The sequence below is a fragment of the Saccharibacillus kuerlensis DSM 22868 genome (assembly GCF_000378145.1).
Classification (GTDB): Bacteria; Bacillota; Bacilli; order Paenibacillales; family Paenibacillaceae; genus Saccharibacillus; species Saccharibacillus kuerlensis.
The window spans coordinates 90266-104128 of sequence record NZ_KB899280.1; the positions used below are offsets into that span (position 1 = coordinate 90266).

At 47.4% G+C, this 13863-nt stretch carries 11 protein-coding genes and 1 riboswitch; all 11 genes read left to right on the forward strand.

All coding sequences use genetic code 11. The annotated features are described in order from the left end of the window. Nucleotides 1–81: 81 nt before the first annotated feature. The 11 genes from F456_RS0106555 (at nucleotide 82) to F456_RS0106610 (ending at nucleotide 13854) form a co-directional block, all read left to right on the forward strand. Nucleotides 82–1215: a PP2C family protein-serine/threonine phosphatase gene (locus F456_RS0106555; RefSeq protein ID WP_018976207.1), complete on the forward strand. Its 1134-nt coding sequence runs from the start codon at nucleotides 82–84 to the stop codon at nucleotides 1213–1215. Nucleotides 1216–1292: 77 nt separating this feature from the next. Further along, a riboswitch (cyclic di-GMP riboswitch) is annotated at nucleotides 1293–1374 on the forward strand. A gap of 79 nt (nucleotides 1375–1453) precedes the next feature. Beyond that, complete coding sequence (locus F456_RS0106560; RefSeq protein WP_018976208.1) at nucleotides 1454–3523, forward strand: FapA family protein; 2070 nt, start codon at nucleotides 1454–1456, stop codon at nucleotides 3521–3523. A 28-nt stretch (nucleotides 3524–3551) separates the two neighbouring features. After that, on the forward strand, nucleotides 3552–3863 hold the full coding sequence (locus F456_RS0106565; RefSeq protein WP_018976209.1) for an STAS domain-containing protein: 312 nt from the start codon (nucleotides 3552–3554) through the stop codon (nucleotides 3861–3863). Between the two features lie 267 nt (nucleotides 3864–4130). Further along, nucleotides 4131–4664 (forward strand): DUF5317 domain-containing protein, encoded by a 534-nt coding sequence (locus F456_RS0106575; protein WP_018976211.1) that lies wholly within the window; start codon nucleotides 4131–4133, stop codon nucleotides 4662–4664. Further along, a complete protein-coding gene (locus tag F456_RS21935) occupies nucleotides 4661–6760 on the forward strand; it encodes an HD domain-containing phosphohydrolase (protein ID WP_018976212.1) in 2100 nt (699 codons plus the stop codon). The genes F456_RS0106575 and F456_RS21935 overlap by 4 nt, the downstream gene beginning before the upstream one ends. Before the next feature lie 111 nt (nucleotides 6761–6871). Continuing rightward, nucleotides 6872–8164 (forward strand): SDR family oxidoreductase, encoded by a 1293-nt coding sequence (locus F456_RS21940; protein WP_018976213.1) that lies wholly within the window; start codon nucleotides 6872–6874, stop codon nucleotides 8162–8164. A 239-nt stretch (nucleotides 8165–8403) separates the two neighbouring features. Further along, a complete protein-coding gene (gene rhaB / locus F456_RS0106590) occupies nucleotides 8404–9882 on the forward strand; it encodes a rhamnulokinase (RefSeq protein WP_018976214.1) in 1479 nt (492 codons plus the stop codon). Continuing rightward, nucleotides 9879–11159 (forward strand): L-rhamnose isomerase, encoded by a 1281-nt coding sequence (rhaA, locus tag F456_RS0106595; RefSeq protein WP_018976215.1) that lies wholly within the window; start codon nucleotides 9879–9881, stop codon nucleotides 11157–11159. The genes rhaB and rhaA overlap by 4 nt, the downstream gene beginning before the upstream one ends. A gap of 243 nt (nucleotides 11160–11402) precedes the next feature. Further along, nucleotides 11403–12242 carry a rhamnulose-1-phosphate aldolase gene (gene rhaD / locus F456_RS0106600; protein ID WP_018976216.1) on the forward strand — a complete coding sequence of 280 codons (840 nt, stop codon included), beginning with the start codon at nucleotides 11403–11405 and terminating at the stop codon, nucleotides 12240–12242. 225 nt (nucleotides 12243–12467) lie between these two features. Then, nucleotides 12468–12830 (forward strand): response regulator, encoded by a 363-nt coding sequence (locus tag F456_RS0106605; protein WP_018976217.1) that lies wholly within the window; start codon nucleotides 12468–12470, stop codon nucleotides 12828–12830. A gap of 97 nt (nucleotides 12831–12927) precedes the next feature. Further along, nucleotides 12928–13854 (forward strand): sensor domain-containing diguanylate cyclase, encoded by a 927-nt coding sequence (locus tag F456_RS0106610; protein WP_018976218.1) that lies wholly within the window; start codon nucleotides 12928–12930, stop codon nucleotides 13852–13854. Nucleotides 13855–13863: the final 9 nt, after the last annotated feature.

Consider the following 13863-nt stretch of genomic DNA (forward strand, 5'->3'; position numbering starts at 1 on the left):
GGCCAAGTTATTTGAAATCGCTATACATAAGTATTCTTCTTTTGACGAATATATAGATAACCTACTTGAAGGAGCAGCGCCATGAGTATATTAATTGTCGATGACTCCAAGTTAAATATTTCTTATCTGCAAGGTATTCTTGAACGAGCCGGCTACTCCGAAATATTGACGGCGGATTCCGCACTTGCAGCCCTTCAAATCCTCGGTATTCAAGATCATACTGCTCCACGTAGGCCTGCCGATATTGACTTGATCCTGCTCGATATTGTTATGCCCGGCATGGATGGGATTGCCGCCTGCCGCGAGATCAAAGAGCACGATGTATATTCAGATCTGCCGATTATTTTTTTGACTGGCAACCGGACGATGTTTAGGGAAGCTTTCAACGCGGGAGGTATGGACTTTATCGAGAAAGGCAGTCCGGAATTTGAACTGCTTGCCCGTGTTCAGTCCGCTTTGAAGCTGAAGAAAGAAATGGATATTCGCAAAAATCGTGAAATTAAAATGGGCAGAGAACTTCAGCTAGCCAAGCATCTTCAAAATAGTGTGCTCAGCCCATCCATTACGGAGAATTCAATTGGCATTCACGGCAAGTACATCCAGTCGGATGAAGTATCGGGCGATATGTTCTATTGGGCGAAGGTTGGTCGAAACAGGTATGCTGTTCTGCTTCTTGATGTATCTGGGCACGGACTTTCCGCCGCTCTAATCAGTATGTCAATCCGATCTCTTCTGGATGGGCTTGTAGGCAGACTTATTGAACCGCAATTGGTCTGTGAAGAATTAAATACAAAAGTGCTAAATTTATTTAAAAATAGCAAGCAAACGGTTTACTTTACCGCTATTTATCTTCTAATAGATCTTGAATCCCGTTTGATTCAATATTTTAATGCAGGTCATCCGCCTGCCCTTGCGCTATCGGAAGCGGGAGAAATTCGACAGCTTGGAGGAACAACGATTCCGATTGGGATTAAGAAAGAAATCAAGGGAAACGTTCAGAGTTGGAAGATTGACTCCCCAACCAAAATTCTTCTCTACACCGATGGGCTTATTGAGCGTCCAGGTTTGTCTATTAGAGAAGCTGTTGCTAATCTGGGAAGTTATTCGCAGGAGCTTCGTCATCTGCCGAATGAAGAATTTGTTGAACAGATCGCTAGATTGGCTATTCATAAGACCGATGATGTATGTGTGATTTCTATCGACTTAGCAGAATAACTAGGAATAAAGTGTGATTGAATGTCTGAATATTTTAGGTATAATGGATTAATATAAAGGTACAAAGAACTAGAGATCTGATGAAACGGCAAACTTTACCGAAAGGGAAGGACGCAAAGCTACGGGCCTAAGTGTACATAAGGCAGCCGAGCCACCGAAAGGTCTCTTAGTATATATATGACCATGAAACCGCTTTCTGCCCGAAGGCCAAAACTTACAGCGAGAGAGGGTGAAAAAGATGGAACGAAATATCGTGTCGAAGGGGAAGACCGTAGCGGAAGCGGTTAATCTGGCTTTAGATCTTCTGGGAGCTTCTAAAGAAAATGTGAACATCGAGATATTGGACAACGGTTCAAAAGGGGTGTTCGGACTGGCTGCCAAACCGGCTGTCGTTCGGGTCACGATGGCGGCAGCGGCAGTTCCGGTTCGCGAAGTTGCTGCTCCCCTAGACCTTGACCAGTTGGTTGCCCTTACGCTTGATTCGGAGCCCGGGATTACCGATCAAGTTCCCCGTGTGCCGGATCGAGAAGAATCGGTCAGCCGTTCAAACGAGGAACATAAAGCCGGAAAACTGTGGGTGGAAGGAGGCGTAGTATACGTAAAATCGACTCCAGAACGCCGCCCGCTAATTGGCCCGGTCAAACACGCCAAAATATTCAAAAATGGTGTTCCGGTTGAAACGATGGAACCTTTAACCGATCAAGATCGGGTAACCGTCGAGGTGCAAATGGAACATAAAGAACCGGAATGGGAATTGATTGCGTCAGAAAACTTGATGAGCGTTACGCTGCATGTTAAGCCAGGTTACCGTCTGCATCGCTCTCTGCGGGATATGGAGCCTCGTCATCAAGCTGAATTCGAATTTGAAGAAGTAAAGCTGCCGATCGAAATTCAGTCCGCTGAGGTGCTTAACGCTTTGAAGGAAAAAGAAATAACTTTCGGAATTAAGCATGACGTCATCAAAGAAGCCTGTCGATCAACGATACCGGGAAGTTTTCTGATTTCGGAAGGCATGCCGGCAGCTCCAGGTTCACATGGCCACTTTCAAACTCCAATCGAGACAGGAAAGCAGCATACTTTTCCGAGAAAGCGTGAAGATGGGACTGTAGATTACAGAGAAATCCGCGAATTCCCAACAGCAAGCGAAGGCGAAATACTTGGAACGATCATTCCGCCTGTTCCGGGAGTGCCCGGTATTAACGTTAAAGGCGAAACCGTCGAAGCACCACCGGTCTACCCGGTTGTGTCGATAGAAGGAATCGGTGTAGCATGGACCGACAACGGCAGCCGGGCAATCGCAATGAAAGCGGGAATGCCGCAAATTCGCCAGCAGGGCTATCGGATTAAAGTCTCCATTGTTCCTAAACTGATTCATGCAGGGGATGTGGATCTAACAAGCGGGAATATTCATTTTCAAGGTGACGTGGAAATCACCGGATCCGTTCAAGACGGAATGAAAGTCGATACGAGCGGAAGCATTCTCATTTTCGGAAATGTCAATATGTCGAGCATTTCGGCTTCTCAATCGCTGATTGTACGGAATAATATCATTTCAAGCAAAATCACGGTAGGAAAAAGCAACATGCTGTATGCCGAGATGGAGCCTCTGTTGAAGGAGATCTCCGAAAGGCTGATTGTACTCAAAGCGGCTATTCACCAGATCAGCCATGCTGCTGCCTTTAAAGTGACAGATTTCCAATCTTCAGGTCTTCGTCCGCTGCTGAATGTTTTGTTGAAAGGGAAATTCAAACATTTGAATGAAACTTTCGTCAATTTGTTCGAAAAGATTGAAGGCAGTCGGTCTTACTTGGATGAAGAATGGATCAAATACGCGGGAGAACTGCACGGCAAATTTTTGAATCCGATGAACAGCAAACTGCTGGAATTGAATGATCTGGACCAATTCCAGCAGCAAACCGATTATTTGCACGCTATTGTCGAGCCGCCGCTGGAAAACCACGTATTTGCGAAGTTTGACTATGCTCATAACAGTCATATTTATTCAGGAGGTGATGTCGTCGCCAGCAAAGGCTTTTATGGAAGCATGGTGTACTGCCAAGGAGAGCTGGAAACACGCGGGTTTTTGAGAGGCGGGGTCTATTATGGGGGCAAAGGCATACGAGTAGGAGAAGCCGGCTCCGGCGGTAAACCGACCAAGCTGCATGTTCCTGAACATTCTGAAATCAGAGTGATGAAAGCTCTTGAAGGCACAGTTCTTCAGATTGGCAAGAGATCGATGCAGCTGTCTGCGGAAGAACACAATATCCATGCAAGACTCAATGCCAATGGCGAACTTATTCTCCACTAAATCTTTTACCTATCAGGGGTGACGCAAATTGTTTACGTATCAGCTAAGTGAAAAAGAAGATGAAATTGTCGTTTTGTGCGAAGGAGATATCGATATTGACGCCGGCGACATGATCGAAGAAGACATTCAGCCAGCTGTTTCTCTTCGGGATCGAATTGTATTGGATTTCGAACAGGTTTATTTCGTCGATTCCTCGGGAATCGGACTTATTATCAGCCTGGTTTCTGATCTGCAGGAAGCAGGAAAAACTGTCCGTATCGAAAAAGTGCGTCCAGAAGTGATGGAAGTGTTCGAACTTCTGCAAATTGACGAAATACTGGGCAAGCAGGTATTCGAATAATCGATTGACGTATCACTGGGTATTGAAGCTGGTTCTTTCGTTTATACGAAAGATAATCATATAAGGCATGCGCAAGCTGCCCATCTCAGCTTAGGAAGGAGAAGGAGACCATGAAGAACCGCATCCTCTGGATTGCTTACAACGCTACGATTCTTGCAGCACTGGCTCTTGCAACTGTCGTTCAAAGACCGTGGAACTAATTTCCTTCTTCTGTGCGGGGTCGGTCGATCCGATCCCGCCTTACTTTTATAATCCCAGGGTGAGAATATGATCTATTTTCTGCTTATCGGATTCATCTGGATTCTTCTGCTTGGAAGAAACCCGTTATCTATGCTTGTTCATCTTAGATTTAAAGCCTCCTATTTGCTTATCGGCAGCCTGGCTGTCCAAATCTACCTGGCGTTTTATACTTTGAATACAGGGGAAACCATCCCTTTCCTGCTTGAAGGGGCTTTTGCAACTCTGGTGGTCTGTCTAATCCTCAATCGCGAGAAAGCGGGCGTTCCGCTGATCGGCATGGGGTGTTTCTTGAACCTTCTGGCAATCTTGGCCAACGGAGGGAAGATGCCCGTTTCTTCGACCGCTCTGAAAATGGCCGGTCTCGAGCATCTGGACGATTACAGCCTGGCTTCCCGTCACAGCAGCATGCAGGATAATCCGTTATCGTGGTTAGGGGACTGGATCCCGTTTCTTACACCTGTTGGTACTAATTATGTGCTCAGCCCGGGCGACCTGGTCGTCGGAATCGGTCTAATCATGTTTATGTTGGGCATATCGAAGCGGAGGACTGCGATCAAATGAAGGAGCAGAACAGCTATACATTGTCGCTTTGTTCCCTGGGATTGCTCTCTTTGATGTTCTTGTTCTGGAACGCAGGATCTATTCCTTATGTAGAAGTTCTGTTCGTTCTGGTTTTAATTATTATGCTGGATTTGTTCCCTGTTCGTCTCCCCAGCGGTGACCAATACAGCGGAGGGATCATTGGCGTATTCATTCTGCTGCTGGCATACGGCATCGAGACAGCTCTGATGGCTTTGTATGTCAGTACTTTTTTATACTATCTAAAAACTTCAAATTGGAATATTCGCAAGCTTGCCCGCTTTCGTTTGCTGACAACATGGGGGATGTATTCAATCTGCCTATTGCTTTGTCATATCCTTTTAATGCAGCTGGGTACCGCTTCCTTATATATTAAAACAGCATTAGGGATCGTTTTGTTTGAGATGTTAAATATCTTTCTGATTGCGGGAATTCGTACGACGGTAGGCGGAAGTCCCTTTTTTGAAAATATCCATTTTAAATTTAAAGAAATTTTGATCCCGGCGCTGCTCGGCATTGCGGTGATCCCGCATTTTGTTCATCATCTGGGAACGGAAGGCCTGTTCTCCGAAACCATATATACATCCGTATTTTTATTCTTTATCCTATTTTTCTCGCGCGAGTTTTTGAAGCAGTATACAGCCCGAAAAAAGGCGTCCGAAGAGTTTGTCCGGTTAGCGGAGGTCAAGCAGGAAAAAGATTCGCAGGGGCACGGGAACCGAATTGGAGTCATTATGGAAAGTTTTCTGGATGAGATTTCCTATTCGAAATCGAATCGAAGCGAATTGGTGATGTCGGCCATTCTGCATGACATCGGCAAAACGCTTATTCCGGCACATGTCTTTCGCAAGCGAGGTGCTTTATCTCTGACCGAGGAAGCGGAATATCGCTCGCACACCGAGTTTGGAGCGCAAATTCTGTTCAATATTACGGGAGAGGCCAAGATTGCGGATTGGATTCGTTACCATCACGAAAGATTCGATGGAAAAGGATATCCGAAAGGCCTGAAAGGCAAAGAAATTCCTTATGAAGCAAGAATCATTACGCTCTGCAATGAATTGGATCATCTGATGATGCGTTATGAAGATGACGGTTATGTAGCATCGCTGCTTCAAGAGATGGCCGGAAAAGTGTTGGACCCTGCTTTGGCAGCCGGAGTTGAGGTTTCATTTGTAACATCCATTCGTCAAGCGCTTGTGTTCAATCGGGAAGAACCGGAAGAGCAGCCGCAAGGAGAGGAATTCCAGGAAGACGGGTTGTTTATCGGAGGCACAAGTTTGATCAAATATACACCCGGAATTTCGATCGAACATGCGCTTTCCCGTTCGTTGGCTGACCAGATTGCCGCATTGGCTGACCGCTCGCTCAACGAACAGCAGACCTTTTACGAAATTTTCAAAGAATCCGGTAAGACATATGAAGTCCATTTCTACCCGGAATCTGAAAATGTTTCGATCGTGCTAACGGACATTACGCCTGCCGTTCGTTACCGGGAGAAGATGCATGAAGACATTTTGCACTCTTACAAGGGCGTAATCGAAACTTTGTCTCACAGCAAAGTGGATCTCTGTCTGAATCGAGAAGAAATCGAAGACCATTTGGGTCGTTTTGTAGGAGCTATCGAAGTTAAAGAAAAATCAGATGTTGCGGCAAGCCGAAATTTCGTAGCGGAGCACTGTGCGGAGCGTTATGATGCGAAAAGGATCATGCACATTAAATTGGCCGTATCGGAAGGTGTAACTAACCTGATCAAGCATGCGGTTGGAGGAAGAGTATCGATCTATGAAAAGCAGGGAATGGTGCAAATCTTCATTACGGATCGAGGCTCGGGTATTCCTCTGCACGAACTGCCCAAAACAATTCTTGTTTCCGGCTACAGCAGCAAACGTTCATTGGGAAAAGGATTTGCGCTGATGCATGCTTCGGCCGATCGTTTGCTTCTGCATACGTATGGTAAAGGCACTTCGCTTCTGTTGGAGTTTGAAGCGGCTCCTTCAAGCGAGCAGGCCGATGCTCAATCGGCAGAGAAGAAAGAGTCTCAAACTGCTGTTTCCAATCCACCTGCCACACAGCCTTAAGCGAAGCTGAACACTCGCTGGGCTGTGCGGCTTTTTGTGTCCTGCGGTTAGTTTTTCCTTGTCTCGGGTAAAAGTGGAGAGATCAAACTTACAGACAGGGAGGAATTGAACATGAGTAATGACAACCAAACGACACCCAAAGATCCGGATATGAACGTTGTAAATCCGGATGAGAATTCTGCGGACGTAAATGTGAATCAGACCGAGGCCGTTACGGAAACCAAGTCAGATGATTCCGATTCGGAAGACTCGGAAGAACCTGATCGAGATTCGAAAGAGTCCGCTCCGGATAAATCCAATACTCTTTCAACTTCCTCAACGACTTCAACTTCATCGGACGGAGTCCAGAAAGCGAAATCGGGTGAAGACACCAAGCAAAAGTCTTCTAAATTCAAGCTGGCATTGAAGCCTCTGTCCGAGCAGGTCATCGTCATCACCGGGGCGTCCAGCGGAATCGGTCTGGTTACCGCTCGAATGGCTGCTGCACAAGGAGCTAAAGTTGTGGCGGTAGCCCGTAACGAAGATGCGCTTCAACAACTTGTTACCGAACTGCAAGGGAAGGGACAGACTGCGGTTTACGTTGCTGCGGATGTGGGGAGAGAAGAAGAGATCGAGCGGGTGGCTGAAACGGCAATCCGGGAGTTCGACACATTCGATACTTGGGTAAATAACGCCGGCGTCTCTATTTTCGGCAAAGCGATGGACGTTACGACGGAAGATATGAAGCGTATGTTCGACACGGTATATTGGAGCGTCGTATACGGTTCAAAAGCGGCGGTACGTCACTTCAAAGAACGCGGTGTACCCGGAGCTTTGATTAATGTAGGCAGTATTTTCGGCGATCGGGGCGTTGTTATCCAATCTACGTACTCATCGGCAAAGTTTGCTGTACATGGCTGGACAGAAAATTTGCGTATGGAATTGGAAAAGGAAAAGGCCCCGGTGTCCGTTACCCTGATTCACCCGGGCCGGATCGATACGCCTTACAATGAACATGCGCAGAGCTATCTCGATAAGCAGCCGGTACACCGAGGAATGATCTATCCGCCGGAATCTGTTGCCGAAGCCATTCTGTATACGGCAGCCCATCCGAAACGCGATATGTTTGTCGGATCGCAGGCCAGGCTGGGTGCCTTGTTCGGCAATCTTGTCCCGCGGCTTACCGATAAAGCGTTCGAGCTGATTATGTTCCGTGGTCAACAATCCCATGATCGCCCTTCACAGCCGCGTCAAGCCGGTGCCCTACATGAGCCAGGTTACGGTATGCATGAGCGTGGTACGAATGAAGGATTCGTTCGCGGCGGCAGTCTGTATGTGAAAGCGACAAAGCATCCAGTTGTATCCACTGCGGCAGTTGCCGGACTGGGAGCGCTTGTGTGGGCGATCGCCAAACGTAAACGCTGAGAAAGAACACCATATCTATATTTATATCTAGGCGTTTAAATATTTCTAATTTTCCAAGCGATTGAATGAATATAATCAATAAAAAAAGCGGGTTCCCAACATGGAACTCGCTTTTTTGTGTATTAAGCAGAAGAAAACAAAGAAAAAACAACACGAAAATAATGTATAGTTGTTGACTTAGAAGAAAAACACAGGTACGATGAGTGTATAAAAAGATTGGCAGCAGCGGAGGAATGAATATGACCTATGCAATTTCTGTCGATATTGGCGCGTCCAGCGGCCGTCTAGTAGTGGCATCCCTTGTAGAAAACAAGCTGGTGATAAATGAAATTCATCGTTTTGGTAACGCTTTTTTAAGGAAGAACAGACATGACTATTGGGACATGGATGCGCTGCTTGCAGAAATTATGACCGGTTTAAAAAAGGCAAAAGCTGCCGGAATCGATCAGTGTACGCTAGGAATCGATACTTGGGGCGTAGATTATGTCTTGTTAGACCAAAATGGAAAGCGATTGCATGATGTATACGCTTATCGGGATGGTCGTACAACAGGCGCCTCAGAACTTTTTCATCAAAAAGAGCTGGATCGCGAAGTTGTCTATGAGAAGACCGGCATTCAGGAATTGAGATTCAATACGCTGTATCAGCTGTATGTTCACGAACAGAGTCAATTGGATCAGGCAGCTCATATTCTGCTTGTTCCGGATTATTTGTATTACTGTTTGACCGGCAGGTTAATCAATGAAACGACCAATGCTTCCACAACCCAGCTGTTGAATCTGCAAACGCGGTCGTTCGACGAAGAGCTGCTGCAAACGCTCGGACTGCGTAGGAATCAATTTGCGGAACTGACCTCTCCGGGAACCATTTTGGGAGGGTTGAAGTCGGAGTTTGCCGATACCGGCGAGTATCCGATGTGCCAAGTTGTTGTTGCGCCTACTCATGATACCGCCTCAGCTGTTGTCGGAGTGCCGGCCTGCAGGGACCGGACCTGGGCATATATCAGCAGCGGAACTTGGTCACTGCTTGGAACCGAGCGAAAGGAACCCCTAAACGGAGAAGCCCCGATGAAAGCTAACTATACGAATGAATGGGGGGCTTACGATACCTTCCGTTTTCTCAAAAACATTATGGGATTATGGATGATCCAAGAAGTTCGGCGCGAAGACGGAGCGCGTTACAGTTTTGCGCAGCTGGCGGAGCAAGCGGAAAGGGAACCCGCTTTTCGCAGTCTCGTTCCCTGTAACGACGAGCGTTTCCTGAATCCGGACAGTATGACGGACACGATACGGGCTTTCTGTCTGGACAGTGGACAGCCTCTTCCCGACACGCCGGCAAGGCTGGCAAGATGTATCTTTGACAGTCTTGCGCTGACTTATTTCTGTGCCATGGAAGAGCTGGAGCAGCTTACGGGCATACGCTATGAAGTGCTGCATATTGTCGGCGGAGGAGCGAACAATAGACTGCTTTCCCAGCTGACTGCCGACCTGCTTGGTATCGAAGTGCATACAGGTCCTTCGGAAGCGACTGCAATCGGCAATATTGCGGTACAGTTAATCGCTTCCAGAGAACTTGCCGATTTGAAAGCGGCAAGGCAGCTAATATCCGATTCTTTCCCGCCGGCCGTCCATTATCCACAGCCCTTGCCCGGTCGTGAAGAGCTGATTAACCGCTGGCATCATATTAATCAAATGACAGTGAAGGAGACTTTGCAATGAACAAAGCGATCGAAGATGCTTATATACAGGCCCGGGAATTATATGCCAAGCACGGTGTAGATGTAGATGCGGCACTGGAAAAACTGATTGACATCAAAATTTCTCTCCACTGCTGGCAGGGTGATGATGTAAAGGGATTTCTGTTTAACGATAAAACGTTGAGCGGCGGCATCGCAGTTACGGGCAGCTATCCTGGCCGCGCTTCGACACCCGATGAGCTGCGCGCCGATCTGGATGAAGCGCTGTCGCTGATTCCCGGCAAGCATAAAGTCAATCTGCATGCGATCTATGCGGATACCGAGGAGCAGGTGGATCTAGACAGTCTGGAACCCCGCCATTTTCAAAGGTGGATCGATTGGGCCAAAGAGCGCGGATTGGGTCTCGACTTCAACCCGACTTTGTTCTCTCATCCCAAAGCCGAAGACGGATTTACGCTGAGTCATACCGATCCGGAGATTCGCAAATTTTGGATCGATCACTGTAAAGCCTCCCGCCGCATCGCCGAGACATTCGGACGCGAATTGGGACAACCCTGCGTAACCAACCATTGGATGCCGGACGGATTCAAGGATACGCCGGTTGACCGCTGGTCTCCCCGTGCCCGCCTGCGCGATTCGCTCGACGAAATTTTCGCCGAAGAGATTGACGAACGGTACAATATCGATGCTGTCGAGAGCAAGCTGTTCGGAATCGGATCGGAAAGCTACGTAGTTGGTTCGCATGAATTTTATATGGGTTATGCGATGAGCCGGGGTAAGACCGTCTGCCTCGATGCGGGTCATTTCCATCCGACGGAAGTGATCTCGAACAAACTGTCTTCGATTCTTATGTTTACGGATCAGCTGCTGCTGCACGTCAGCCGTCCGGTACGCTGGGATAGTGACCATGTCGTGACCATGGACGATGAACTTCTGGAAATTGCACGTGAGCTTGTACGCGGGAACCTGCTGCCTCGTACTCATATCGGCCTTGATTTCTTTGACGGCAGTATCAACCATATCGCTGCTTGGGTGATTGGAGTACGCAATACTCAGAAAGCACTGCTTCGCGCTCTGCTGGAGCCGATCGAACAACTTAAAAAGATCGAAGCTGACAGAGACTATACCTCCCGTCTGGCTCTCGTTGAAGAGTTCAAATCCTATCCGTTCGGTGCCATCTGGGATTACTTCTGTGAGAGATCCGGTGTTCCGGTTCGCGAAGATTGGCTGTCCAAAGTCAAGACTTATGAAAAAGAAGTCCTGCATAAACGCGGTCAGAAGAGCGGCGTATTGCAATAAAAATCTCAAACCTAATTACGCCTTTTAAATGGGGAAGAAATGCCGAAAATTTCTTTCGCTTTTTTTAAAAAAATTATACGTGCGAGCCGAGCGGAGGAAGAGAAGAAGCCGAAGAAACGAAGTGTTCGCATTTGGAATTTCGATTTCAACTTATTATGAGTTAATTGAAGAAATCGAAATCCAACGGTGATCGCAGGCTCTTCTCTTCCGCAGCGTCTCCCAAGCGCACAAAAGGAGACATATATGAGCACAGTCAACGCCGATCAAACAGCCAAAGCCCTTGAAATTCCCTTTATCAAAGAAATGTCCGAAATCACCCAGCATATGTGGCGCAATGGATGGGATGAACGCAACGGAGGCAATGTCAGTTACATCTTGGATGAAGCCGAAGTTGCCCGATATCTCGACATCAATCATGTCATTCGGGTAATCGAGCCGGCATTTCCGGTGAATGAGCTGGCTGGCAAGTACTTTATCGTAACAGGCTCCGGAAAATATTTTAAAAATGTGATCCATGATCCGTCCGGGAATCTGGGTATACTGCGCGTGTCGAATGATGGAACGAAGCTTGAGCTGCTCTGGGGATTGGACAACGACGCCAAGCCGACCAGCGAACTGGCGTCACACTTTATGAGTCATATCGAGCGCCTGAAAGCCGATCCCAATCATCGCGTCGTCATTCACAATCATGCTACGAATGTGCTGGCCATGACTTTTATCCATGATCTTGATGAAGCCAAGTTCACCAAGACACTGTGGGAAATGTGTACGGAATGCATCGTTGTATTCCCTGACGGCATTGGTATTATCCCTTGGATGGTACCAGGGTCAAGCGAAATCGGTCGTGCGACAGCGGAAAAAATGAAGGAGTACCATTCCGTAATCTGGCCGCAGCATGGGATCTTTGGAACGGGCACGTCGATCGATGAAGCCTTTGGCTTAATTGAGACGATCGAGAAGGCGGCACAGATCTATATGCTAATTGCTCATCATGAGATCAAGCAGCGCATTACCGAGCGGGAACTATCCGATCTGGCAGCTGCATTTGGCGTAATCCCTCGTCCCGGAATCCTGAGCGTATGACCTCGATTTCAACACGCGAGCGGAACGAATTTCCTTCGCAGCCTTTGAGCTTCCATAACGAATAGGACTTTCTTGACAGCCAGAGCTGCCTCCGGGCGGCTTTTTTGTCGTTTTATGCGGAACCGCGCAAAAAAGTTTGCGGACCTCCTCGTGCATTTTTCGTTTCTGCAAGCAGGCGACACCCCTATAATGAGAGCAGATACACAGACTATAGGGGGATTAAAAATGACAACGGTATTGATTGTAGACGACGCGACTTTTATGCGAATGGTATTGAAAGAAATGCTGGTCAAACTGGGATATGAAGTAATCGGGGAAGCGGGTAATGGTGCCGAAGCGGTGCAGGAATACGAAAAATTGAAGCCGGATTTTGTCACAATGGATATTACAATGCCGGAAATGGACGGAATTGCTGCGGTGCGGAAGATCAAAGAAAATGATCCGAATGCCCGGATTATCATGTGTTCGGCAATGGGACAGCAGGGAATGATTGTCGAAGCTATTCAAGCAGGCGCGCGGGACTTTATCGTCAAGCCTTTTCAACCTGATCGAGTCGAGCAGGCTTTCCGAAAGCTGGAAGGAGTCTGATGATGTTTTCATTTGAAACTAGTCAATCTTTCTCATTTCACGTTTGATATCTAAAAAGACCCTGGCTGATTCCGATATGAAAATTGAGGAGGAGAAAATGATTATACAGGAGATTGTCTCGCGCGAGCCGTTCAAGGCTGCCTCTCGTAATGTAATGGAGGTTCTTCGTCGTTCCGTTGATGTTGATGCTCTCTTTATTGCAGTCAATGACAAGGTGAACAATTTTATTTTGACTGCAGTTAACAAGCATGAACAGCTGATCGAAGCGGACACTTCTCTCCCTTTTGAACAGTCTTACTGCAAACTGGTGTGCGGCGGAGGAAAGATAGCGACTGTCATTCCGAACACAGAGAGCGATCGACTGACAGCTGCCCTGGACGTTACTCGAAAAATGGGGAGAAGTTCTTTTGTGGGGGTACCGCTGTGTTTGGAAAACGGTGAAGCATTCGGTACCATTTGTGCCATCGATAAGCAGGTGAGAGATTTTACGAATGAGGAACTGGAGCTGTTTTATTCCATGGCGAATCTGTTGTCGCATGTTCTGACCGTGGAGTATGAAGGTTACAAAGATTCGGTTACAGACGCTTTCAATCGCAGATATCTGGAAGTCCTACAGCGTTCGTACGATATGACCCGCGATCCGCTCAGTGCTTTGTATATTGATCTCAATGGATTTAAGTCTATCAATATGACGTATGGACATGCTTATGGAGATAAGCTGCTTGATAAATGTGTGCGTATGGTCATGAAGCTGTGCGGCGATAAAGCGGCAATCGTGCGTCTCCACAGCGATCAATTTATAGTATTCATTCATGAATCTCACCCAATTAGGCTGACTGAACAAGCTCAGACTATTCTGGCAGGATTAGAGAAAATTCAGCTGCCTTCCGGGGAACAGATCACAGCCAGCATTGGAGCGGCGCTCTCCGATCCCTGGACAGCCAGTTTGAATGATCTGATTCATCGCGCCGATACCAAAATGCTTTCCGTCAAGTCGCGGTCCGGACACGGCATCGCCTACTGAATGATTGTC

Excerpts from the sequence above, each read along its gene's own strand:
- F456_RS0106555 (WP_018976207.1), top strand. The coding sequence starts at position 82 with ATGAGTATATTAATTGTCGATGACTCCAAGTTAAATATTTCTTATCTG.
- F456_RS0106560 (WP_018976208.1), top strand. The coding sequence starts at position 1,454 with ATGGAACGAAATATCGTGTCGAAGGGGAAGACCGTAGCGGAAGCGGTT.
- F456_RS0106575 (WP_018976211.1), top strand. The coding sequence starts at position 4,131 with ATGATCTATTTTCTGCTTATCGGATTCATCTGGATTCTTCTGCTTGGA.
- F456_RS21935 (WP_018976212.1), top strand. The coding sequence starts at position 4,661 with ATGAAGGAGCAGAACAGCTATACATTGTCGCTTTGTTCCCTGGGATTG.
- F456_RS21940 (WP_018976213.1), top strand. The coding sequence starts at position 6,872 with ATGAGTAATGACAACCAAACGACACCCAAAGATCCGGATATGAACGTT.
- rhaB (WP_018976214.1), top strand. The coding sequence starts at position 8,404 with ATGACCTATGCAATTTCTGTCGATATTGGCGCGTCCAGCGGCCGTCTA.
- rhaA (WP_018976215.1), top strand. The coding sequence starts at position 9,879 with ATGAACAAAGCGATCGAAGATGCTTATATACAGGCCCGGGAATTATAT.
- rhaD (WP_018976216.1), top strand. The coding sequence starts at position 11,403 with ATGAGCACAGTCAACGCCGATCAAACAGCCAAAGCCCTTGAAATTCCC.
- F456_RS0106605 (WP_018976217.1), top strand. The coding sequence starts at position 12,468 with ATGACAACGGTATTGATTGTAGACGACGCGACTTTTATGCGAATGGTA.
- F456_RS0106610 (WP_018976218.1), top strand. The coding sequence starts at position 12,928 with ATGATTATACAGGAGATTGTCTCGCGCGAGCCGTTCAAGGCTGCCTCT.